Annotated in this window: 20 protein-coding genes and 2 riboswitches; of the genes, 14 read left to right on the top strand and 6 right to left on the bottom strand. The window is 69.7% G+C overall.

Translation table 11 applies throughout. The annotated features are described in order from the left end of the window. The first annotated feature begins 23 nt into the window (after window positions 1-23). The 4 genes from WS49_RS03185 to WS49_RS03170 all read left to right on the top strand — a co-directional run bounded on the left by WS49_RS03185 (window position 24) and on the right by WS49_RS03170 (window position 5,632). Window positions 24-1,400, top strand: a complete 1,377-nt coding sequence (locus tag WS49_RS03185) for a lysine N(6)-hydroxylase/L-ornithine N(5)-oxygenase family protein (RefSeq protein WP_059524409.1) — start codon at window positions 24-26, stop codon at window positions 1,398-1,400. A gap of 46 nt (window positions 1,401-1,446) precedes the next feature. Beyond that, the gene (locus WS49_RS03180; RefSeq protein ID WP_059524552.1) at window positions 1,447-3,687 is read left to right on the top strand and encodes a TonB-dependent siderophore receptor; all 2,241 of its coding nucleotides are present in this window, start codon (window positions 1,447-1,449) and stop codon (window positions 3,685-3,687) included. Window positions 3,688-3,773: 86 nt separating this feature from the next. Next, a complete protein-coding gene (locus tag WS49_RS03175; RefSeq protein ID WP_059524550.1) occupies window positions 3,774-4,613 on the top strand; it encodes a formyltransferase family protein in 840 nt (279 codons plus the stop codon). After that, complete coding sequence (locus WS49_RS03170; protein ID WP_059524407.1) at window positions 4,613-5,632, top strand: GNAT family N-acetyltransferase; 1,020 nt, start codon at window positions 4,613-4,615, stop codon at window positions 5,630-5,632. The genes WS49_RS03175 and WS49_RS03170 overlap by 1 nt, the downstream gene beginning before the upstream one ends. A 45-nt stretch (window positions 5,633-5,677) precedes the next feature. Here the strand turns inward: WS49_RS03170 and WS49_RS03165 are convergent, their stop codons facing one another. Together WS49_RS03165 and WS49_RS03160 are read right to left on the bottom strand one after the other, a co-directional pair. Next, window positions 5,678-6,583 (bottom strand): nucleotidyl transferase AbiEii/AbiGii toxin family protein, encoded by a 906-nt coding sequence (locus tag WS49_RS03165; protein ID WP_059524405.1) that lies wholly within the window; start codon window positions 6,581-6,583, stop codon window positions 5,678-5,680. Then, complete coding sequence (locus tag WS49_RS03160) at window positions 6,552-7,619, bottom strand: type IV toxin-antitoxin system AbiEi family antitoxin (protein WP_059524403.1); 1,068 nt, start codon at window positions 7,617-7,619, stop codon at window positions 6,552-6,554. The genes WS49_RS03165 and WS49_RS03160 overlap by 32 nt, the downstream gene beginning before the upstream one ends. A 367-nt stretch (window positions 7,620-7,986) precedes the next feature. On the opposite strand from WS49_RS03160, the gene WS49_RS03155 reads away from it, so the two are divergent. After that, window positions 7,987-9,150 carry a M20 aminoacylase family protein gene (locus tag WS49_RS03155; protein WP_059524401.1) on the top strand — a complete coding sequence of 388 codons (1,164 nt, stop codon included), beginning with the start codon at window positions 7,987-7,989 and terminating at the stop codon, window positions 9,148-9,150. A 170-nt stretch (window positions 9,151-9,320) separates the two neighbouring features. Beyond that, window positions 9,321-9,860: an outer membrane protein assembly factor BamE domain-containing protein gene (gene bamE, locus WS49_RS03150; RefSeq protein WP_059524399.1), complete on the top strand. Its 540-nt coding sequence runs from the start codon at window positions 9,321-9,323 to the stop codon at window positions 9,858-9,860. Between the two features lie 24 nt (window positions 9,861-9,884). Here the strand turns inward: bamE and WS49_RS03145 are convergent, their stop codons facing one another. From WS49_RS03145 to cobA, 4 genes are read right to left on the bottom strand one after another with little or no spacing between them, the layout of a single operon-like run. Then, complete coding sequence (locus tag WS49_RS03145; RefSeq protein WP_059524397.1) at window positions 9,885-11,189, bottom strand: cobyrinate a,c-diamide synthase; 1,305 nt, start codon at window positions 11,187-11,189, stop codon at window positions 9,885-9,887. A 3-nt stretch (window positions 11,190-11,192) separates the two neighbouring features. Continuing rightward, window positions 11,193-11,795: a cob(I)yrinic acid a,c-diamide adenosyltransferase gene (gene cobO / locus WS49_RS03140; protein ID WP_059524395.1), complete on the bottom strand. Its 603-nt coding sequence runs from the start codon at window positions 11,793-11,795 to the stop codon at window positions 11,193-11,195. 34 nt (window positions 11,796-11,829) lie between these two features. Beyond that, window positions 11,830-12,207, bottom strand: coding sequence for a cobalamin biosynthesis protein (locus WS49_RS03135; protein ID WP_059524393.1), 378 nt, complete (start codon window positions 12,205-12,207; stop codon window positions 11,830-11,832). Continuing rightward, window positions 12,204-12,953, bottom strand: a complete 750-nt coding sequence (gene cobA / locus WS49_RS03130; RefSeq protein ID WP_059524391.1) for a uroporphyrinogen-III C-methyltransferase — start codon at window positions 12,951-12,953, stop codon at window positions 12,204-12,206. Before cobA ends, WS49_RS03135 begins: the two co-directional genes overlap by 4 nt. Window positions 12,954-13,123: 170 nt before the next feature. Further along, window positions 13,124-13,360: riboswitch (cobalamin riboswitch) on the bottom strand. A gap of 124 nt (window positions 13,361-13,484) precedes the next feature. Further along, window positions 13,485-13,747: riboswitch (cobalamin riboswitch) on the top strand. A 185-nt stretch (window positions 13,748-13,932) separates the two neighbouring features. On the opposite strand from cobA, the gene WS49_RS03125 reads away from it, so the two are divergent. The 8 genes from WS49_RS03125 to WS49_RS03090 all read left to right on the top strand — a co-directional run bounded on the left by WS49_RS03125 (window position 13,933) and on the right by WS49_RS03090 (window position 23,283). Continuing rightward, a complete protein-coding gene (locus WS49_RS03125) occupies window positions 13,933-14,991 on the top strand; it encodes a HoxN/HupN/NixA family nickel/cobalt transporter (RefSeq protein WP_059524389.1) in 1,059 nt (352 codons plus the stop codon). 25 nt (window positions 14,992-15,016) lie between these two features. Continuing rightward, window positions 15,017-16,105, top strand: a complete 1,089-nt coding sequence (cobW, locus tag WS49_RS03120) for a cobalamin biosynthesis protein CobW (protein ID WP_059524387.1) — start codon at window positions 15,017-15,019, stop codon at window positions 16,103-16,105. A 6-nt stretch (window positions 16,106-16,111) separates the two neighbouring features. Further along, entirely contained in the window at window positions 16,112-19,927 is a 3,816-nt protein-coding gene (cobN, locus tag WS49_RS03115; protein WP_059524385.1) for a cobaltochelatase subunit CobN, read from the top strand. After that, a complete protein-coding gene (locus WS49_RS03110) occupies window positions 19,924-21,021 on the top strand; it encodes an ATP-binding protein (RefSeq protein WP_059524383.1) in 1,098 nt (365 codons plus the stop codon). Before cobN ends, WS49_RS03110 begins: the two co-directional genes overlap by 4 nt. 68 nt (window positions 21,022-21,089) lie before the next feature. Next, window positions 21,090-21,698, top strand: a complete 609-nt coding sequence (locus tag WS49_RS03105; RefSeq protein ID WP_059524381.1) for a vWA domain-containing protein — start codon at window positions 21,090-21,092, stop codon at window positions 21,696-21,698. A gap of 76 nt (window positions 21,699-21,774) precedes the next feature. Then, the gene (locus WS49_RS03100; protein ID WP_059524379.1) at window positions 21,775-22,227 is read left to right on the top strand and encodes a YaiI/YqxD family protein; all 453 of its coding nucleotides are present in this window, start codon (window positions 21,775-21,777) and stop codon (window positions 22,225-22,227) included. Window positions 22,228-22,347: 120 nt separating this feature from the next. Beyond that, on the top strand, window positions 22,348-22,920 hold the full coding sequence (locus WS49_RS03095; protein ID WP_059524377.1) for a DUF1993 domain-containing protein: 573 nt from the start codon (window positions 22,348-22,350) through the stop codon (window positions 22,918-22,920). Between the two features lie 36 nt (window positions 22,921-22,956). Continuing rightward, window positions 22,957-23,283, top strand: coding sequence for a low molecular weight protein tyrosine phosphatase family protein (locus WS49_RS03090; protein WP_059524375.1), 327 nt, complete (start codon window positions 22,957-22,959; stop codon window positions 23,281-23,283). Window positions 23,284-23,295 lie beyond the last annotated feature (12 nt).

The raw sequence follows: 23,295 nt of genomic DNA, 5'->3' as shown, positions 1-23,295 counted from the left end.
CACCGACAAGGGAGCTGAGAGACATGCAGAGAGAAACCGTATTCGACCTGATCGGCGTCGGCTTCGGGCCGTCGAACCTGGCGCTGGCCGTGCGCCTCGCGGAACGCAACGGCACGCGTCCGTTCGCGCATTGCTTCGTCGAACGCCAGCCGGAATTCGGCTGGCATCGCGGCATGCTGCTCGACGACTGCCGGATGCAGATCTCGTTTCTGAAGGATCTCGTCACGATGCGCGATCCGAAAAGCCGCTACACGTTCATCAACTACCTGTTCGAACGCGGCCGGCTGAACGAATTCGTCAACCTGAAGAACTTCTATCCGACCCGCGTCGAATTCCACGACTACCTGAGCTGGGTCGCCGACGCCTTCGACGAGCACGTCCATTACAGCGAAACCGTCACGGCGATCGAGCCCGTGCGCGGCGACGGCGCGCGGATCGACGCGCTGCGCGTGCTGTCGCGCGACGCGGCCGGCCGCGAGCGCCAGCGCGTGACGCGTGCGCTGTCGGTCGGCGTCGGCGGCACGCCGGCGGTGCCGGACGCGTTCGCCGCACTCGGCCGCGATCGCGTGATCCATTCGTCGTCGTACCTGACCGACATCGACCGGCTGGTCGCCGCGCCGGACGGCGAGCGCCGCCGCGTCGCGGTGATCGGCGCGGGGCAGAGCGCGGCCGAGGTGTTCATCGACCTCGCGCGCCGATTCCCGCACGTCGACGCGAGCCTCGTGATGCGCGCGGGCGCATTGAAACCGGCCGACGACAGCCCGTTCGTCAACGAGATCTTCAGCCCCGAATTCACCGACGTCGTCTACGCGCAGCCGCACGACGCGCGCCGCGCGCTGCTCGAGCGCTATCGCGACACCAACTACGCGGTGGTCGATCGGCCGCTGATCGAGCAGATCTACGAAATGCTGTACCTGCAGCGCATCGACGGCACGCCGCGCCATGCGCTGCTCGCGAACAGCGCGATCGAGGCCGCGGTGCGCGCCGGCGACGGCCGCATCGAGCTGACGCTGCGCGACCGGATGAACGGCGCGACGCGCGTCGAACGGTTCGACGCGCTCGTGCTCGCGACCGGCTACCGGCGCGACACGCATTCGGCGCTGCTCGAAGGGCTCGCACCGCATCTGGGCGATGCGCTCACGCGCGGCGACGTCACGCGCGACTACCTGCTTGCGACGCCCGCGCACTTCGCGCCGCGCATCTACCTGCAAGGCTGCTGCGAAGACAGCCACGGCCTGTCCGACACGCTGCTGTCGGTCCTGGCGCGCCGCGCGGACGAGATCTGCGCGTCGCTCGAGGAAGGGATCGCGCCCGCCCATGACGATGGCGCGGCCCGGGCACGGCATGAACAACGACATCACGACGGGGCGAGCGCGGGCCGCATGGCTTTCGCTCTTTGACAAAGGCGCGGTCGGAGACCGCATCAAGAAAGTGGAGCAGAGAAAGATGGAGTGGGCAACAGGCACGCGTGTGCGTGCGATCGCAGCCGCGGCGAGCGTGGCGTTCGGGATGGCGGCAGGGCACGCATATGCCCAGACGGCGCCGGCCGTGAACGCAGGCGCCGCGGCGTCGGGCGGCAATGCGCAGAACGGTGCGGCGGTCGGCGCGCAGAACGGCTCGACGTCCGGCACGCTGCCGGCGATCAACGTCAACGCGGGCTCGGAGGGCGACGGCACGGTCGGGCTCGTCGCGAAGCGCAGCAGGACCGGCACCAAGACCGATACCGCGCTGAACGAGATTCCGCAGACGATCAACGTCGTCACCGCGCAGCAGATCGAGATGACCGGCGCGACCGACGTGAACGCGGCACTGCGCTACGTGCCCGGTTTCTCGTCGTACGGCTCGGACAACCGCTCCGACTGGTACGCGGCGCTGCGCGGCTTCACGCCGACCGCGTACGTGAACGGCCTGCAGGTGCCGAACACGCTGAACCTGTCGAGCTGGCGCGTCGATCCGTACATGATCGACAGCATCACCGTGCTGCGCGGGCCGACGTCGGTGCTGTACGGCGCCGGCGACCCGGGCGCGATCATCGACGTGCAGACCAAGACGGCCGACGGCGAGCGCGTGCGCGAAGCCGGCGTGCAGTTCGGCAACTACGCGCGCAAGCAGTTCATGATCGACGTCGGCGACAAGCTCGACGCGGACGGCAAGTACGCGTACCGGTTCGTCGGTGTCGCCCGCGACGGCAACGCGCTGACCGGCCCGAACAACGACCAGCGCGTCGCGCTCGCACCGTCGTTCCGCTGGCGCCCGGACGCGGATACGTCGCTGACGCTGTCCGCCACGTACCTGCAGGACTGGGGCGACATCTCGTCGAACTTCCTGCCGGCGCAAGGCACGGTGCTGCCGAACCCCAACGGGCAGCTCGACAAGGACGTCTACGGCGGCGACCCGGATTTCAACTACTACCGCAAGAAGCAGTGGTCGCTCGGCTACCAGTTCGAGCGGAACCTGAATCCGATGTGGACGTTCCGCCAGAACGTGCGCTGGATGCACCTGTCGCTCGACAACGGCTCGGTGTTCGGCGCGGGCTTCGCCGACGGCAGCCTGACCGACATCAACCGCTGGGCCGGCGTGTTCCAGACGAACTACAGCCGCTTCGACATCGACAACAACCTGCAGGGCCGCTTCGGCACGGGGCCGCTCGAGCACACGCTGCTGCTCGGCTTCCAGTACAACCGGCAGACCGCGACCGACAGCGAATGGCTGGCCGCCGCGTCGACGCTGAACATCTACAACCCGGTCTACACGCCGGTCACGCTGTCCGTGTTCTCGCCGCCGAACACCACGTATCGCACCAACACGTACACGACGATGAACACGTTCGGGCTGTACGTGCAGGACCAGGTCAAGTGGAACCGCTGGACGCTGACGCTCGGCGGCCGCGAGGACTGGGTCAACCAGCGGATGGACGACCGCGCGGGCGGCACGCAGTCGAAGGCCGACGTCACGGCGTTCACCGGCCGCGTGGGCCTCACGTACCAGGGCGACTACGGGCTGTCGCCGTACGTCAGCTACGCGACGTCGTTCAACCCGCTGATCGGCGTGAACCTGTATGGCGGCGGGCTGCCGCAGCCGACGCGCGGCAAGCAGATCGAGGCCGGCCTGCGCTGGCAGCCGCCCGGCAAGAACCTGATGCTGAGCGCGGCGATCTACCAGATCAACCAGACCAACGTGCTCACGTCGACGCCGCTCAATCTCGATCCGTCCGGCACGACGTCGGTCCAGACCGGTGAAGTGCGTTCGCGCGGGATCGAGCTGAACGCGACCGGCAAGCTCACGCGGAACCTGTCGCTGATCGCGTCCTACGTCTACCAGGACGTGAAGAACGTGAAGGCCAACGACGCGTCGCTGAACAACTGGCCGGTCGACATTCCGCGGCCGCGCCAGATGGCGTCGCTGTGGGCGGACTGGACGTGGCACACGGGGCCGCTCACGGGCTTCGGCCTGGGCGGCGGCGTGCGCTACCAGAGTGCGTCGGCCGGTGCGGCGGACAACTCGCTGACGGTATCGAGCTACACGCTGTTCGACGCGGGCGTGCATTACGACACGCGCAACTGGCGCTTTGCCGTGAACGGGACGAACCTGTTCAACCGCCACTACATCAGCGGTTGCCAGTCGACGAGCGTCTGCGTTTTCGGGACCGACCGCACGGTGATCGCCACCGCGAAATACAACTGGTGACGCCGCGCGCCGTGGCGCGCCGGCCGGCCTTCGGGCCGGCGCGGGCGGGCCGCGGCGCCGTCGTCCGCTTTTTTCACGACGCCTCCATGCCGAAGAAAAATCTCGTCTACATCCAGTCGCTGCGCAACGGCGCGGCCGATCGCGCCGGCCAGCCGGTCGCTTACCAGGGCGGCACGCGCTACATGAAGGCGCCGCTCGAATTCCTCGTCGAGCGTCTGAACGACTCGCCGCTCGGCGAACGCTATGCGCTCCAGGGCGTGATCGTCGACGACGACGAAGGCTCGCCGGCCGATCGCGCGAAGGTCGCCGACTACGGCTTCGCACGCACGCCCGGCCGCCCGTGGATCCTGCCCGACGGGCTGACCGTGCAGGGCAGGCCGGTCGACGAACTGTTCTGCACGATTGCGTCGACGTACCGACGGCTGCCGCGCGATGCGCGCGAGCGCGTGACGGGCAAGCAGGCGTTCGAGCGGCGCCTGCTCGAACGCCTGCTCGAACTCGACGCCGACGTGGTCGTGCTCGACGGGCTGCTCGTGATCCTCGACGAGCTCGTGCGTCCCGGCGCGCGCTTTCATCGCCGCATCGCGAACATCCACCCCGGCATCACGGCCGACGATTCGCCGTACCAGCGACGCGGCGCATGGGCGACGCTCGACGCGCTGCACGGCGCGCGCGGCGAACGGGTCGACTGGGCGAGCGGCGCGACCTCGCGCGTCGAACCCGTGACGATGACGGGCGCATCGTTTCACTACGTCGACAACGGCATCGATTCCGGTGAAGTGATCTGCGACGTGCTCGACACGCCGATCGCGCCGGACGACACGATTCTCGAACTGCGCTGGAACAACTTCCAGCGCAGCCTGTTTCCGGCGCTCGAGCGGGGGCTGCACATCCTCGCCGATCGCCACGACGCGGGAGCACTGTGATGGAAGACACGCTGACGAAACCGGCCGACAAGGAAGCGGACGCCGTCGAAGGCGAGGTGGCCGCGGCACTCGACGGCGCCGCGCACGGGCAGGAGCCACCCGCCGCCGAGTGCACGCTCGACGCGTGGCGGCCCGACGATGCGCCGGCCGCGCTGCTCGCGGAGTTCGTCGCGCTGTTCAATACGGACACGCGGCACGATGCGGCGACGGTGTCGGTGCCGCACGGCGGCGCCGATCCGGCGGCTATCGCGTCGTACGTCGCGCGCGCGGTGCGCGACGGCGTGATCGACGACGCACGGATCGTGGGCGACCGCCTGCGCCTCACCGCATCGCGCGCGACGTTCTGGCAGAACCCGCGGCCGTGGCTGAAGGCGCCCGCGTCGGGCGGGATGCCGCTGCGCTACACGATCACGAACGGCCACCGGCATCCGGTGCGGCCGCCGTCGCCGGCCGGCGAGATCTATGCGCGCTACATGCCGCAGGTCGGGATGACGTTCAGCCTGCGCACCGTCGACATCGATGCGCATTCGCAGTTGTTCAGCGACTGGATGAACCTCGATCGCGTCGCGCAATTCTGGGACCAGCGCGGCACGCTCGACGAGCACGCCGCCTATCTCGCGGAGCGGCTCGCCGATCCGCACATGCATCCGATGATCGGCTATTTCGACGATACGCCGTTCGGCTATTTCGAGTTCTACTGGGCGAAGGAGGACCGCCTCGCACCGTTCTACGACGCGCATGACTTCGATCGCGGGCTGCATCTGCTGATCGGCGATTCACGCTTCCAGAGCGCGGGCAAGCTGCATGCGTGGTGGAGCGGGGTGCTGCACTACATGTTCGTCGACGAACCGCGCACGCAGCGGCTCGTCGGCGAGCCGCGCGTCGATCACGTGCGGCATATCGCGTACATGCACCGGCTCGGGTTCTACACGCTGAAGGAGTTCGACTTCCCGCACAAGCGCGCGGCGCTCACCGTGATGGAGCGCGAAACATTCTTCGACACGTTCCGGTTGCCGTGACGAAGCATGCGGAACGCGTGACGGCGTTTGTCGCGCGGCCGCACGTCACGTCCGGGGAACGGGCGAATCGGTGAGAAAGGCGTCGCGGAACGCGTCGAGATACCGGTCGGCGTCATCGTTGAATTCGCCCGGCAGCAGCGCGAACGCGCGGGCCTGCAGATCCTGCCGGAGCGTCGCGTAGATCGCCGCGTCGGATAACAGCGCGCGGATCGCATCGTGCGTGTGCGGCGAAGCAATCCGCCTTGCGTCGCGCGCCAGCAGCGCGGCCGCGGCCAGCTCGGGCTGGAAACCGTGCCGCTCGAGCAGGTCGGGCGCGACGTCCCAGATGCGCTCGCGATTACCCGCGTCGTGAAAATGCGTGAGCAGGAACAGCAGGTCGTACGCGTCGCTGTTCTGGCGTGCGCGCCGGTCCTTCCACGCGAGCAGCTTCAACAGCGCCAGGGCCGGCAGGCTGGCCACCGGCACCGCGATGTCGGCCGCGATCGACACGACCAGCGCCGTATCGACCGCCTCCTGAAAGCCCAGCACGTTCAACACGAAATCGCCGCCCGGTGGCCACGCGATTTCGCCGGGAGGCGCCTCGAGCGGCCCGAACGGCACGAGATCGAGCTCCGTGCGAAAGCCTTGCGTCCCGCTGTCGAACAGCAGTTTCTGCTGATGCTTCGGCGCGCGTGTGAATTGCTCCGTCGCGACGAGCGCATCGACGAGCCGTTCGTGAAACGGCCAGCTCACCGCGCACACGGCGACGTCGACGTCCCGCGTCGCACGCACCGGCCGGATGCCGTGGACATGCCACATCAGGATGTCGCGCGCGGTCGCGCCGGCGACGACGAATGCCGCGTCGAGCTGCGCGCAAGCCGTACGGACCGCCTGCAGCAACGCGACCGCCGCCGGTTCGAGCGGCCGGCGCGCGTCGACTTCAAGCGGGCGGGTGGGCGAGGTATCGGTCATGGATGTGTTCAGCGGCGGCAAGATTGCGGCTGTCTCCGGACGAGACGAGATCCGCGTAGATCAGCAGCGGCGGCACGAGCGGCACGTCCTGCTCGCGCCAGTCGAGCGCCGGCGACGGCGGCCAGAATGCTTCGAGCAGCTCGACGTCGCCGCGCTCGTCCGGGCGCAGGCGCGCCTGGAGCAGCAGGCGGTTCGACACCGCGCCGTGCGTATAGACGGTGACCGCGGCCGGCTTCAGGTCGTGCGTCAGCAGGTCGGCCGCGGGTTCGCCGCCGAGCCGCGCGTCGAATGCCGCGAAATCGAAACCGCGCCACCAGTCGGGCGCGAGCGCGGCAAACCGCCGGCTCGGCAATTTCGCGCGCAGGCGGCTCGGGTACAGCGCGACCCATTCCTGCACGAAGCGCGGCCAGTCGGTAAACGCGCGCGCGCCGTTGCGCCGCTGCGCGATGAGGCCGCGTGCGATCAGATCGTCCATCGCGAGATTGACCGTGCCGAGCGCGACGCCCGACGCGGCGGCGATCGCGCGGAGCGGTTGCGTGACGAGGCCCGGCTGCGTCGCGAGCGCGAACATCACGGCGAGCCCCTTGGGCGTCGTCGCCCGCGATGCCTGCCGGCGTGGCGTGCGTGCAGGTTTCGGCCGACCGGAGATCATCACGGTCGCCTCCGGCTGGATCAGGCATGCGTTGCCGGCGGTATCGATGAACGGGATGTCGTGCTCGATCAGGCGGGCGGCCAGGTCGGCCGAAAAATACGGCGCGACCAGCATCAGCGGCCGCTCGGCGGACGTTGGAGGCGCGTGGCGGCGTAACGCGGCGAGCGCGCCGGGCAGCGATTCGACGCCGACGCTCACCGCCACCGGCATCTCGAATGTTTGCCCGGCAATGCCGAAGCGGATCATCGCGTCGGCATGCGCGTTGTATGCGGCCGGCACGCGCACGGGCCGGGCGTCGAAGCGCCGGGTCGCGCGTCCGAACGCGGCACAGGCTTCATCGAGCACGTGCTGTTCCGAGATCGGCAGGGTGGCGTTCTTGCGCATCGGGGTGGATCGCCTGTTCACTTTTTCACGAGCGTACACAAAAAATGTACGGCCGTCAAAAAGTGAACAAAGATGCTCAACCCGTTGATGTGACGGAATTATTCCGGAATGACGAACGGCAACCAACATGCCCTCCCACCTGAAAAATCGAGACGGAACACGCAGTGTCGCGAACCCCGACCGCAGGCGGCAGTCGCCCGAATGGCCGGTTTCCTTCCGCCGTACGATCCGTCGCGCATTCGTCGCGCGCCGCGACGATCGACAGGCAACTCCTGGTTGCCGCCGTGACGACTTTCTGTCTGTCCGGTTGCCGTTCAACCGACTATCCTTGCCTGCACCTTCCCCACGAAACCCAGGAGACGACACCGTGACGCACAGCGTGATCCCCGCAGGCCTCGCCGACGAAATGATCGAGATCCGGCACCGCATTCATGCCCACCCCGAGCTGGGTTTCGAGGAATTCGCGACGAGCGACCTCGTCGCCGGGCAGTTGCAGGCGTGGGGCTATACGGTGCATCGCGGGCTCGGCGGCACGGGCGTCGTCGCGCAACTGAAGGTCGGCAACGGCACGCAGCGCCTCGGCCTGCGCGCCGACATGGACGCGCTGCCGATCCACGAATCGACCGGCCTGCCGTACCAGAGCACGATCCCCGGCAAGATGCACGCGTGCGGCCACGACGGCCACACGGCGATGCTGCTCGCGGCCGCGAAGCACCTGGCGCGCGAGCGCCGCTTTTCCGGCACGCTGAACCTGATTTTCCAGCCGGCCGAGGAAGGGCTCGGCGGCGCGAAGAAAATGCTCGACGACGGACTGTTCGAGCAGTTCCCGTGCGACGCGATCTTCGCGATGCACAACATGCCGGGCTTCCCGACGGGCAAGTTCGGCTTCCTGCCGGGGCCGTTCATGGCGTCGTCGGATACCGTGATCGTCGACGTGCAGGGGCGCGGCGGCCACGGCGCGGTGCCGCACAGGGCGATCGACCCGGTCGTCGTGTGCGCGCAGATCGTCGTCGCGCTGCAGACGATCGTGTCGCGCAACGTGTCGCCGCTCGACATGGCGATCGTCACGGTGGGCGCGATCCATGCGGGCGAGGCGCCGAACGTGATTCCCGACCGCGCGCAGATGCGCCTGTCCGTGCGCGCGCTGAAGCCGGAAGTGCGCGACCTGCTCGAGACGCGCATCAAGGAAGTCGTTCATGCGCAGGCTGCGGTGTTCGGCGCGACCGCGACGATCGACTACCAGCGCCGCTACCCGGTGCTCGTCAACGACGCGCAGATGACCGCGTTCGCACGCGGCGTCGCGCGCGAGTGGGTCGGCGAGGCGAACCTGATCGACGGAATGGTGCCGCTCACCGGCAGCGAGGATTTCGCGTTCCTGCTCGAGAAGCGGCCGGGCTGCTACCTGATCATCGGCAACGGCGACGGGGAGGGCGGCTGCATGGTGCACAACCCCGGTTACGACTTCAACGACGCCGCGCTGCCGACCGGCGCATCGTACTGGGTCAAGCTGGCCGAGACGTTCCTGGCGTGACGCCGCGCCGCATCGACGCGGGCGCCGCCGCCCGGCACGCGCCAACGCGGCCGTGAAACCGGGCGCGCGGGATGCGCGCGAATTTGACGCTCCTTGACATCGACGGGACGAGCCGCGTGCTACGCTGCGCGCGACGCCGGATCGGCTCGATGAATACAGGTGTGGATGACATGCGAAAACAGTTTCTGACCGTGCTGACGGCCTGCGCGGTCGGCGTTCTGGCGGCCGGTTGCGACGACCAGAAGGTGGCTGACGCGGTGAATGCGATCAAGCCCGATCCGATGGCGTTCGGCAATCTGCAGCCGGGCGTCTCGACGACCGAGGACGTGCTGCGCCAGGCCGGCAAGCCCGAGATGGTGAGGCAGGGCGAGGACGGCTCGCAGCGTTTCGAGTATCCGCGCGGCCCGTACGGCACGAGCACGTACATGCTCGATTTCGGGCCGGACGGCCGGCTCGTGTCGATCACGCAGGCCCTGACGGCGGCAAACATCGCGAAGGTCGTGCCGGGAATGTCGAAGGACGACGTACGGCAGCTGCTCGGCAAGCCGACCGAGGTCGCGCAATACGCGTTGAGTCATGAAGAAGTGTGGAGCTGGCACTGGGCCGAGGGCGGCGTATCGGGCGACGCGATGTTCAACGCGCATTTCTCGCCCGACGGCGCCGTGATCCGGACTTCACGCTCGGAAGCGCCGGGCCGCGAAAAGCACTGACGTCGCGACCTTCCACGGTTTGCGTCAGAATGCCGTGCCGCCGAACAGCGCGGCCGCCATTTCCGGATTCGACGGCCAGTACATGTGCATGTACGTCGCGACGATCGGGCCCGCGCGATAAACGGCTTCGCCGCTGCCGGGCGCGCCGTCGGGCCGCGCAGCGGTCGCCACCGGCGCCAGCGGCGTATCGAGCCGCGAATAATGAAACGTATGACCGCGCATCGGCCCGGTGCGCGTATCCAGCTGCTGCATCCCGAGCGCCGCGAACCGGCGCTGCATCGTCGCATGGCCCGACAGCAGCCCGAGCATCGGCGTCGTCGCGCCGTCCACGTCGGTCAGCGATTCGCACAGATACACCATCCCCCCGCATTCCGCGACGATCGGCCGGCCGGCCGCCGCGTGCGCGCGAATCGTCCGCGCGGTCACGGCATTCGCCGCAAGCGTCGCCGCATGCAGTTCCGGATAGCCGCCCGGGAGGAACAGCGCATCGCAATCGGCGGGCACGGGTTCGTCGGCCAGCGGCGAAAAGAACCGAAGCTGCGCGCCGAGCGCATCGAGCAGCGCCAGATTCGCCGGATAAATGAACGAGAACGCCGCGTCGCGCGCGATCGCGATCCGCGTGCCGGCGAGCGCACGCGGCAGCGGGGCGCGGACGTCCGGCGCCGCGAACGAAACGGCGGGCGGCAATTCGGCGAGCGCCGTCTGCGCGAGCACGTCGGCCGCGCGCTCGAGCCGCGCATCGAGGTCGTCGATGTCGGCCGGCTGGTGCAGGCCGAGATGCCGCTCCGGCAGCGCGATGCCCGCATCGGCGGGCACGTGGCCGAGCCAGCGCAAGTCGTCGGGTAACGCCTGCCGCAGCAGTTCCGCGTGCCGCGGCGACCCGACGCGGTTCGCCAGCACGCCGTGAAACGGCACCTCGGGGCGGAACCGCGCGAGCCCGAACGCGATCGCCGCGAACGTCTGCGCCATCGACTTCGCGGCAATCACCGCGACGACCGGCACGCCGAACGCGACCGCGAGATCGGCGCTGCTCGGCGTGCCGTCGAACAATCCCATCACGCCTTCGATCAGGATCAGGTCCGCGTCGCGTGCGGCATCGGCGAGCAGCGCACGGCAGCCGGCTTCCCCGACCATGCCGAGGTCGAGCGCATGCACGGGGGCGCCGCTCGCGCGTTCGAGCAACATCGGATCGAGAAAATCCGGCCCGGTCTTGAACACGCGCACGCGCCGGCCGAGCCGCCGGTGCAGCCGCGCGAGGCCGGCCGTCACCGACGTCTTGCCCTGGCCGGACGCGGGCGCGCTGACGAACAGCGCGGGGCAGGCCGGCATCGCTCAGAACTCCACGCCGGGCTGCGCCTTCACGCCTTGCTCCTTGTACGGATGCTTGACGAGCCGCATTTCGGTGACGAGGTCGGCCGCATCGATCAGCGCATCGGGCGCATGCCGGCCCGTGACGACGACGTGCACCGAATCCGGCCGCCCGACGAGCGTCGCGAGCACTTCGTCGAGCGGCAGATATTCGTACTTCAGCACGGTGTTCAGCTCGTCGAGGATCACCATCCGGTACTCGCCGCTTTCGATCATCCGGCGCGCCTCGTCCCAGCCCTTGCGCGCGGTCGCGATGTCGGCGTCGCGATTCTGCGTGTTCCACGTATAGCCGTCGCCCATCGTCACGAAGTCGCATTGCGCGACCGCGCCGAGGAAGTCGCGCTCGGACGTGTGCAGCGCGCCCTTGATGAACTGCACGACGCCGAGCCGCATGCCGTGGCCGAGCACGCGCACGGCCATGCCGAACGCGGCCGTGCTCTTGCCCTTGCCGTTGCCGGTGTTGACGATCAGCAGGCCCTTTTCCTGGGTGGCGGCGGCCTGCTTCTTTTCATGGCCGGCGCGGCGGCGTTCGGTCATCCGCTGATGGGATTCGGCATCGGTCTTCATCGGGAATCGTCCTGTCGAAAGCGAAACAAAGGGTTCAGAGCGGGCCGGCGAGCGCGACCGTCACGCCGCCCAGGATGGATTTGGGGCCGAGCAGCCGGCCCCGCGGCGCCGCGAGCCGCGCGCACGGCTCGGCCACGCCCGCGACGCCGAAACGCGCGAGCGCGGCAGCCGACGGGCCGCTCAATGGCGGTTCGGGGCACTGCGCGAGCTGCGCCGCGTCGAACGCGACGAGCGGCCAGCCGCGGCGTGCGCACAGCGTGCGCAGCGGCCGGGCGCGCGCCTTGTCGGCGAGCGTCGCGACGACGGCCGGCTCGGCATCGGGGTAGTGCTTCAGCGCCGCGCGGATCGCGGCATCGAGTTGCGCGGCCGTCACGTCCGCGCGAAACCCGACGCCGAGCGCGACGCGCATCATGCGCGGCCGCCGAGCGCCGCGCGCACGGCCGGATCGTCGGCAAGCGCCGCGACGCGGCCGATCACGACGATCGCGGGCGAACCGATACCGGTCGCGCCCACGCGTTCGACGACGGTGTCGAGCGTCGCGAGCACGTGCCGCTGCCCGTCGCGCGTCGCGTTCTCGATCGCCGCGCACGGCATGTCGCCGGGCACGCCGCCGTCGCGCAGCGCGGCCACGATCGCGTCGAGCCGGCGTATGCCCATGTAGATCACGATCGTCATGCGCGTCGCGGCCAGCGCGCGCCAGTCGGGCTCGTCGGCACCCGCGCCGTGGCCCGTGACGAAGATCACGCCCTGCGCGTCGCCGCGATGCGTGACCGGAATGCCGAGCGCGGCCGGGGCCGCGATACCGGCCGTGATGCCGTTCACGACCTCGACCGGGAAACCCGCCGCGCCGAGCGCGAGCAGCTCCTCGCCGCCGCGGCCGAACACGAACGGATCGCCACCCTTGAGCCGCGCGACGCTGCGGCCCGCGCGCAGGTGCGCGAGCATCGCGGCGACGATCGCCTCCTGCGGCGTCGACGCATGGCCGCCGCGCTTGCCGACGTGCTCGATGCGCGCGTCGGCGCGTGCATGGCGCAATACGTCGGGGTTCACGAGGTCGTCGACGAGCAGCACGTCGGCCGCGGCGATCGCGCGCACGGCCTTCAGCGTCAGCAGATCGGCGTCGCCGGGGCCGGCGCCGACGAGCCAGGCGCGGCTCATCGGACGCGGCACGGCGCACACCGTGTCGTGGCAGTGGAAAGGGGACGGCGAGCGGCACATCGGCGGCCGGCGGACAGGCAAGGCATGATGGATCGGGCGAAGCCCGCGCGAACGCGGGCGGGAAGCGCACCCCATCCGTCCCCCGCGGATCGGGCGTTCGGCGAGCAGCGGGCTCGCCCCTTGCGTCGGCCGGTATCCGGGCTGGCCGCTTGCCAGGCCGCAGCCTTCCCGCCCGCTGAAGGGCAGTGGCATCGCGGGCGGCCTGGGCGCGTGCGGGGGGAACCGCGGCGCGCGGGCGGCGTACCGTTGCGGGGACAGCACAGGCCGGGCGGACTTCCGCCTCCTGTTTCCCGTTTAACTGCGTGCGCGGAATGCGCATGCGAGCACCGAACGCGGCGCATACGATAGCACAGCGGTCGGCCCGCGCGAACCCGCCCCGCGGGCGCCGCGGGCGCCCCCGGCACGATGCCGCGGCCGGGCCCAACGCACCGCGGCGGCCCGTTCCGCCTTGACGCTCCCCGCACCGCCGCCTACACTCGCACGCGTTTTGGTGCTCGCGCGCGCTCCTCCGGCGCGCGCAGTTAAACGGGAAACAGGGAGCCTGGCTGCACCGCGGTCGAGCCAACCTGTGCTGCCCCCGCAACGGTAAGCGAACGCATCGCGCTCAGCGCGATGCAGCGCCGCTTCGCCGCATGCCTGCTGCATGCGGACGACCGCCACTGGATGCCGCGCATCCGGGAAGGCGAAGCGGCGTGTTCGTCAGCCCGGATACCGGCCAGAACGTGGGGTTCAGCGCCGCGGGGAGGCGGCGCATCGTCCACGGCCGCAGCACGCCCGACGCCCGAACGCTGCCCGCTTCCTTTGCCGACCCGTCAGCCGCAGCGCGCGCGGGCCGGGGCGAAGAACGGCCGGCGGCGCGGGCGGGGCCGACGACGGCCGTGTTGGCATTCATCATGTCGACCGTTCGCAAAGGAGCATCATGCTCGACTCGTTCTTCCGTCTGTTCAACGACAGCTCATCCGGGCTGCGCGGCAAAATCGTCGCGATCTATTCATTGCTCGTCGCCTTCAACGTCGGCGCGTGGATCTGGGCCTTCGTCGCGTTTCGCGACCAGCCCGTGCTGCTGGGCACCGCGCTGCTCGCCTACGTGTTCGGGCTGCGCCACGCGGTCGACGCCGACCATATCGCCGCGATCGACAACGTCACGCGCAAGCTGATGCAGGAGGGCCGCAGCCCGCTCGGCGCGGGCCTGTTCTTCTCGCTCGGCCATTCGACGGTGGTGATCGTGATGTCGGTCGCGGTCGCGCTGACCGCGGCGTCGCTCGCGCGTTTCGAGAGCATGAAGACCTGGGGCGGCGTGATCAGCACGAGCGTGTCGGCGTTCTTCCTGCTGGTGCTCGCGGCCGCCAACCTGCTGATCCTGATCTCCGTCTACCGGACGTTTCGCGCGGCCCGCCGCGGCGAGGCGATCGTCGACGCCGACCTCGACATGCTGATGAACCAGCGCGGCGTGCTGGCCCGCCTGTTCCGGCCGCTGTTCCGCCTCGTGTCGCGCAGCTGGCACCTGTATCCGGTCGGCTTCCTGTTCGGCTTCGGCTTCGACACCGCGACCGAAATCGCGCTGTTCGGCATTTCGGCCACGCAGGTGCAGGGCGGCCTGTCGTTCTGGTCGGTGATGGTGCTGCCGGTGCTGTTCACCGCGGGCATGACGCTCGTCGACACGACCGACGGCATCCTGATGATGGGCGCGTACCGCTGGGCGTACGTGCGGCCGATCCGCAAGATCTACTACAACATGACGATCACGTTCGTGTCGGTGCTGGTCGCCGCGCTGATCGGCGGCATCGAGGTGCTCGCGCTGCTCGCGGATAAACTGTCGCTGCAGGGGCCCGTGTGGAATTTCTCGACGATGGTCGCATCGCATTTCGGGATGCTCGGCTACGTCGTGATCGGCCTGTTCCTCGCGTGCTGGATCGTGTCGGCCGCGATCTACCGCCTCAAACGCTACGACGAGATCGACGTGACGCTCTCGGCCTGACTCCCTTTTCCACACAGGATCCACCATGACCTTACGCAAGCTTCCCGTCACGATCGTCACGGGCTTTCTCGGCAGCGGCAAGACCACGCTGATGCGCCACATCCTGCAGCACGCCGAAGGCCGCCGCATCGCGGTGATCGTCAACGAATTCGGCGAGCTCGGCATCGACGGCGAAATCCTCAAGGGCTGCGGCATCGGCTGCGAGGACGCGGACGGCGCGCAGGGCGAAGCGACGGGCCAGCTGTACGAACTCGCGAACGGCTGCCTGTGCTGCACGGTGCAGGAGGAGTTCTATCCCGTGATGGAGGCGCTCGTCGAGCGCCGCGCCGACATCGATCACGTGCTGATCGAGACGTCGGGCCTCGCGCTGCCGAAGCCGCTCGTGCAGGCCTTCAACTGGCCGACGATCCGCAACAGCTTCACGGTCGACGCGGTCGTGACCGTCGTCGACGGTCCGGCCGCCGCGAGCGGCCAGTTCGCCGAGAACCCGCAGGCCGTCGACGCGCAGCGCCGCGCCGATCCGAACCTCGACCACGAATCGCCGCTGCACGAACTGTTCGCCGATCAGCTGTCGTCCGCCGACCTCGTGATCGTGAACAAGGCCGATCTCGTCGCCGACGCGCGGTTCGCCGAGGTCGAAGCCGCGATCCGCGAGGAAATCCCGCCGCAGGTGAAGATCGTGCGCGCGACGCGTGGCGAACTGGACGTCGCGATGCTGCTCGGGCGCGAATCGGCGTCTGAGGAAACGATTCACCTGCGGCACGACCATCACGGCTCGGCCGACGACGGCGATCACGACCACCATCACGACGATTTCGATTCGGTGGTGGTGTCGGGCGATGCGGGCACGCGCGAGGCGACGATCGCCGCGCTGCAGCGTGTCGTCGAGACGCACACGATCTACCGCGCGAAAGGCTTCGCCGCGCTGCCCGATGCACCGATGCGGCTCGTGATCCAGGGCGTCGGCCGCCGCTTCGACAGCTACTTCGACCGTCGCTGGCAGGACGGCGAAACGCGGGCGAGCCGCTTCGTGCTGATCGGCGAGGATCTCGACGCGGCCGCGCTGCAGCGCGCGTTCGACGCCGCGTGCGCGGCCGACCTGCAACAGGCGTAACGCGCGATGCATCTGCTGCGCACCACGCCGGGCGGCTTCGTCGACGATACGCAGGGCGTCGTCCGGATCGACCAGCAGCCGGCCGACATCGTGATCCTGAGCTCGGCCGACACGACGCTGTCGCTGCTGGCCAGCGTCGTGCCGAAACTGCCCGTCGGCTTTCCGAGCGTGCGGCTCGCGAACGTCACGTTCCTGCGTCAGCCGGCGTCGGTCGATTTCTATGTCGACGACGTGCTGCGTCACGCGAAGACGGTCGTGATCGATCATCTGGGCGGCGAAGCATACTGGCCGTACGGGATCGAGCAGGCCGTGTCGCTCGCGTCGAAACGCAAGCAGCAGCTCGCGATGTTCTCGGGCGACCTGCAGGAAGACCCGAACCTCGTCGCGAAGAGCACGGTCGCGCCCGACCTGTGCCGGATGTGGTGGCGCTATCTGCGCGAAGGCGGCATGCACAACGCCGAAGCGTTGCTGCGCAGCATCGCGTTCCATACGCTCGGTTTCGGCGACGAACCCGAACTGCCGCGCCCGCTGCCGGCCGCCGCGCTGTATCACCCGGCGCGCGACCCGGCGAGCGTGGACGACTGGCGTGCGCGCTGGACGCCCGGCGCGCCCGTCGTCGCGATCCTGTTCTATCGCGCGCACTGGCAGGCCGCGAACACCGCCGTGTTCGACGCGCTGGCCGATGCGCTCGTGCGCGAGGGGCTCAATCCGCTGCCGATCGCAGTCACGTCATTGAAGGATGCGGTGAGCCGCGAGGTCATCACGCAGCTGTGCGACACGCACGGCGTCGCGCTCGTGCTGAACACCACCGCCTTCGCGGCCGGCACGATCGACAGCCCCGAGCCCGACGTGCTCGCCGGCGATGCGCCGGTGCTGCAGGTGATCCTGTCCGGCGGCAACCGCGACGCGTGGGTGGCCGACAACCAGGGGCTGCATGCGCGCGACATCGCGATGCACATCGCGTTGCCCGAGGTCGATGGGCGCATCGTCACGCGCGCGGTGAGCTTCAAGGGGCTGGCGTATCGTTGTCCGCACACCGAAGTCGACGTCGTGCGCTACCAGCCGGACGCCGAACGCGTCGCGTTCGTCGCGGCGCTCGCGCGGGGCTGGTGCCGGCTGCGCACGCTCGACAACGCCGACAAGCGCATCGCGCTGATCCTCGCGAACTATCCGCAAAGCGAAGGGCGGATCGGCAACGGCGTCGGGCTCGACACGCCGGCGTCCGCACTGCGCGTGCTGGCGGCGCTGCGCGATGCGGGCTATGCCGTGGCCGACCTGCCTGCCGATGGCGACGCGCTGATCGCGCGACTCACCGAAGGCGTGACCAACGACCCGGCCGTGCGCGCCTTGCGCCCCGCGTTCCAGAGCTTCGCGCTGGCCGATTACGTCGCGCATTTCGCGCGGCTGCCGACCGCGGTGCGCGACGCGCTGAACGCGCGCTGGGGCCCGCCCGAAGCGGACCCGACGCTGCGGCAGGGGCGCTTCACGATCGCCGGCTGGCGCGCGGGCAACGTGTTCGTCGGCATCCAGCCGTCGCGCTCGCGCGGCGAGAACGACTATGCGAGCTACCACGATGCGGACCTCGTGCCGCCGCACGCGTATCTCGCGTTCTATTTCTGGCTGCGCGATGCGTTCGGCATCGACGCGGTCATCCACCTCGGCAAGCACGGCAACCTCGAATGGCTGCCGGGCAAGAGCGTCGCGCTGTCCGACGCGTGCTGGCCCGACCTGACGCTCGGGCCGCTGCCGCATCTGTATCCGTTCATCGTCAACGATCCGGGCGAGGGCAGCCAGGCGAAGCGCCGCGCGCAGGCGGTGATCGTCGATCACCTGATGCCGCCGCTCACGCGCGCGGAAAACTACGGCCCGCTGCAGGATCTCGAACGGCAGGTCGACGAATACTACGAGGCGCTGATGGTCGATGCGCGGCGCGCGAAGCTGCTGCGCAAGACGATTCTCGCGACGATCGCCGAACACCGTCTGCACGACGAACTGAGCGTGTCGCCGCCGCGCGATGCGGGCGACGAGGATGCGCTGCTGACGCGCGTCGACGCATGGCTGTGCGAATTGAAGGAAGCGCAGATTCGCGACGGGCTGCACGTGTTCGGCGTGTCGCCCGCCGACCGTCAGCGACGCGACACGCTGCTCGCGCTCGCGCGTTTTCCGGTCGGCGACGGCAAGGGCGAACGCGCGGGGCTGATCGGCGCGCTCGCGCGCGATCTCGCGCTCGGCGACGATTTCGATCCGCTCGCGGCCGAGTGGGCCGCGCCGTGGACGGGCCCGCGGCCGGCCGTTCTGCAAGCGCTCGACGCGTCGCCGTGGCGCCATGCCGGCGACACGCGCGAGCGGCTCGAACGGCTCGCGCAGCATTGGCTCGACGGGCTGTGCGCGGCCGTTTCCGGCGAGACCGGCGCCGATGCCGCCCCCACGCCGCCCGGCGACTGGCCGAGCACGCTCGCCGTGCTCGAGCGCGTGTGCTCGACGCTGCTGCCCGCCCTCGACGCATGCGGCGGCGAGGAACTGCGCCAGTTGCTGCGCGGGCTCGACGGCCGCTTCGTGCCGCCGGGGCCGAGCGGCTCGCCGTCGCGCGGCCGGCCCGACGTGCTGCCGACGGGCCGCAACTTCTATTCGGTCGATACGCGCGCCGTGCCGACGCAGGCCGCGTGGTCGCTCGGGCTGAAGTCCGCGCAGCAGTTGATCGAACGCCATCTGCAGGACCACGGAGACTATCCGCGCGCGATCGGCCTGTCGGTCTGGGGGACGGCCACGATGCGCACCGGCGGCGACGACATCGCACAGGCGTTCGCGCTCCTCGGCGTGCGGCCGAAATGGGCGCACGGCAGCCATCGTGTGACCGACTTCGAGATCCTGCCGATCGAGATATTCGACCGGCCGCGCATCGACGTGACGCTGCGCGTGTCGGGCTTCTTCCGCGACGCGTTCCCGAACCTGATGCACCTGTTCGACGCGGCCGTGCAGGCCGTTGCCGCGCTCGACGAGCCCGAGGCACTGAACCCGATCCGCGCGCGCGTCGAGCGCGAACGCGCGAAATGGATCGAGCAGGGCGTGGCGCCGGACGAAGCGCGGCGGCGTGCCGGCTGGCGCGTGTTCGGCGCGCGGCCCGGCAGCTACGGCGCGGGCCTGCAGGACCTGATCGACCAGCGCCGCTGGCAGACCGATGCCGATCTCGCCGATGCATACCGCCAGTGGGGCGGCCATGCATACGCGCAGAACAGCGCCGGCGACGCCGCGCCGGACGTGTTCGGCGAACGGCTCGCGACGATCGACGTCGTCGTGCAGAACCAGGACAGCCGCGAACACGACATCCTCGATTCGAACGACTACTACCAGTTCCAGGGCGGGATGACGGCGGCCGTGCGGCACCTGTCCGGGCGGCAGCCGAGCATCTACCACGGCGACCATGCGAACCCGGTCGCGCCGAAGATGCGCACGCTGCGCGAGGAAATCGCGCGCGTGATCCGCTCGCGCGTCGTCAATCCGAAATGGCTCGACGGCGTGAAGCGTCACGGCTACAAGGGCGCGGCCGAAATGGCCGCGACCGTCGATTACCTGTACGGCTATGACGCGACCGCGCGCGTGCTGTCGGACCACCAGTACGCGCTCGTCGCCGACGCGTACCTGTTCGACGACGACACCCGCGCGTTCCTCGAACGCCACAACCCGAAGGCGCTGCACGGCATCTGCGAACGCTTCGTCGAAGCGATGCAGCGCGGGCTGTGGCAGGAGCCGGGCGATTATCGCGAGCGGATCGAAGCGGTCTGGCTCGACAGCGAACAATGTCAGGAAGGAGGACGGCGATGACCGATTCGACGACGCATCGCGCCCGCGCGGTATTTCCGTTCGCGGCGCTGGTCGCGCAGCAACCGCTGCAGCAGGCGCTGCTGCTCGCGGCGATCGACCCGTCGCTCGGCGGCGTGCTCGTCAGCGGGCCGCGCGGCACCGCGAAATCGACCGCCGCACGCGCGCTCGCCGAACTGCTGCCCGAAGGGGCATTCGTCACGCTGCCGCTGTCGGCGAGCGACGAACAGGTCACGGGCACGCTCGATCTCGCCCATGCGCTCGCCGAAAACGGCGTGCGCTTCCGGCCGGGCCTGCTCGCGCGCGCGCATCGCGGCGTGCTGTACGTCGACGAGGTGAACCTGCTCGCCGACGGGCTCGTCGATACGCTGCTCGACGTCGCCGCGAGCGGCGTGAACGTGGTCGAGCGCGATGGCGTGTCGCATGCGCACGACGCGCGCTTCGTGCTGGTCGGCACGATGAATCCCGAAGAAGGCGAACTGCGCCCGCAACTGCTCGACCGCTTCGGGCTGATGGTCGAACTCGAGAACTGCTTCGACGCCGCGCAGCGCGAGCAGATCGTGAAGGCGCGCCTCGCGTTCGATCTCGGCCCGGACGCGTTTCGCGCACGTCACGCGGCCGCGCAGCGCGAACTCGGCGACCGGATCCGCGCGGCGCGGGCACGGTTGCCGGCGCTGGATTTCGGCGACGCGGTGCATGCGCGCGTCAGCGCGCTGTGCATCGACGCGGCCGTCGACGGCCTGCGCGCCGACCTCGTGATGCTGCGCGCCGCGCGCGCGCTCGCGGCGCTGGAGCAGGCCGGCGCGGTGACGGTGTCGCACGTCGAACGTGTGGCCGACGCGGTGCTGCGGCATCGGCGCCATGCGGGTAGGCCGCCGTCGTCGGGCGCGACGCAGTCGAATGCGGAGGCCGGCGGCGGCCGCGACGATCGCGACGACCGTCCGTCGCCGGACACGCGCCGGCAGCCCGACCATCCAACGGGCGCGGCACGAAACGACGCAACCGCATCGCAAGGCGACTGGGGCTGCCTGCCGCCCGAGCCGGCCGGACTGCGTGACGTGAAGAGCGTGGTGCCGCTGCCGCTAAAAAAACGCTGAGCCATCGAGCCGACGCCGCCGCGAAAGCCGTTCGCGGTCCTCGATGGCAACCAGGCGCTGTCGCGCGCGTGCCGGGTACGGTGCGTGGCGGCACGGCCGTTGCATGGCCGGCGACGCTCGCCGCGAAGCGCGGCGGCCCGCTGCACGCCGAGCATCTGCGTTTCCGCAAGCGGGCCGGCACACCGCGCGCGCTCCACTGCTTCGTGCTCGACTGTTCGGCGTCGATGCTGGCGCACGAGCGGCTCGCGCTCGCGAAAGGCCTGATCGTCGCGTACTTCGATCAGGCCGCGCGCGACCGCGTGAAAACGGCGCTGATCTGCTTCGGCGGCGACGGCGCCGCGCGGCGCTTCGGTCCTGCCGTGCCGCGCTGGTGGAATGCGCGCTGGCTCGAACCGGTCGACGGCGGCGGCGGCACGCCGCTTGCCGACGGCATCGCGGCCGCCGCGCAATTGCTCGCGGGCGCCGCACGGCGTACGCCGGACGAACAGCGCTGGCTGTGGGTGCTGTCCGACGGCCGCACGCGCGAAACGCCGCCGAGACCGGCGGCCGCCGATCACGTCGTGTTCGTCGACTTCGACGATGCGGCCGTGCGGATCGGGCAGGGCAGGCGGCTCGCCGATGCCTGGGGCGCGCAATGGATGACGGCCGCGTCGCTGTGCGCCGGGCCGGCCGGCTGATCGCGTGGGCAGCCGTGCGCGGCGACACGCCGGCGCTGCGCTATGATCGCCGTTTCTATCCACCGGAATCCCTGCCATGCAAGTACTCGTCGATGCCGACGCGTGTCCCGCCGTCATCAAGGACATGCTGTTTCGCGCCGCGCGTCGTGCCGAGATCTGCGTGACGCTGGTCGCGAACCAGTTCCTGCGCACGCCGCCGTCGCCGTTCATCAAGGCGCTGCAGGTGCCGGCCGGCTTCGACGTGGCCGATGCGCGGATCGTCGAACTCGCGGAAGCCGGCGATCTCGTGATCACGGCCGACATCCCGCTGGCCGCTGCGGTCCTCGACAAGGGCGCGCATGCGCTCGACCCGCGCGGCAACTGGTTCAGCCGCGAGAACATCGAGGAACGGCTGTCGACTCGCGCGATGATGGAGCAGCTGCGCAGCGCGGGCATCGATACGGGCGGCCCGGCCCCGTTCAGCGTACGTGACGGCAAGGCGTTCGCGTCGCAATTCGATCGCTTCCTAGCGCGCCACGGCAAACCGTGACGCACCGGGCGTCGGTCGTGCGATACGTCACCGGTTTCGCGTCGAAACGTCGGCTACGGCAGAATACGGATTCGCGCCGACATTGATATCGTGGCGCGAACGCCTCATCGGAGAGCATGGATGTCACCGACCCAACTTCTCGTTCCGACCTTCACCCAGATGCTGCGCGCGCAATCCGCGTGGCTCGACAAGGCCGCCGCGCATCGGCAGGCCGAGGGCAACGCGCCCGATGCGTTGCTGACGCTCAAGCTGGCGCCCGACATGTATCCGCTCGCCGCCCAGGTGCGGTTTTCCTGTTTCCAGGCGATGGAACCGGTCTACCGTCTGCGCGGCGAACCGCTGCCGGACGCGCTGCTGGCGTTGCGGGAAGCCGGCTGGCATGCCGACGCGCAGCCCGGCACGCTGAGCGACGCGCAAGGGATCGTCGCCGGCACGATCGCATTCCTCGGCGAACTCGCGCCGGACGCACTCGACGGCGGCGCCGCGCTGCCGATCGCGCTCGAACTGCCGAACGGCATCGCGTTCGACATGACGGGCGAACAGTACGCGCGCGACTGGGCGCTGCCGCAGTTCTACTTTCACGCGATCGCCGCGTACGCGATCCTGCGCCATCACGGCGTCGAGCTCGGCAAGGCCGACTACGTGCCGCACATGCTGGCCTACGTGCGGCCCGGCACGATTCCGCAGGGTTGACCGGTTGAGCGGACCATCCGGCCGCCGTGCACCGGCATGACACGGGCCCTGTTCATCTGCAGCCGCAACCGGCTGCGCAGCCCGACGGCCGAGGCGGTGTTCGCCGCGTGGCCGGGAGTCGAAACCGACTCCGCGGGCCTCGCGCCCGACGCGCAGACGCGCTTATCCGCCGAGCAACTCGAATGGGCCGAGATCGTGTTCGTGATGGAGCGGGCGCACAAGGCGAAGCTGTCCGCCCGATTCGGCATCCGGCTGAAGCACAAGAAGATCGTCTGCCTCGACATTCCCGACCGCTACGCGTACATGCAGCCCGAACTGGTTGCGCTGCTCGAACGCAAGGCCGGTCCGTTGCTGCGCGGGTGAGCCGCGCGGGCC

It is taken from the genome of Burkholderia sp. RF7-non_BP4 (assembly GCF_001521935.1).
GTDB classification, from domain to species: Bacteria; Pseudomonadota; Gammaproteobacteria; order Burkholderiales; family Burkholderiaceae; genus Burkholderia; species Burkholderia diffusa.
Note: the sequence above shows the minus strand (reverse complement) of the source record. Positions and strands in the feature narration are given on the sequence as shown.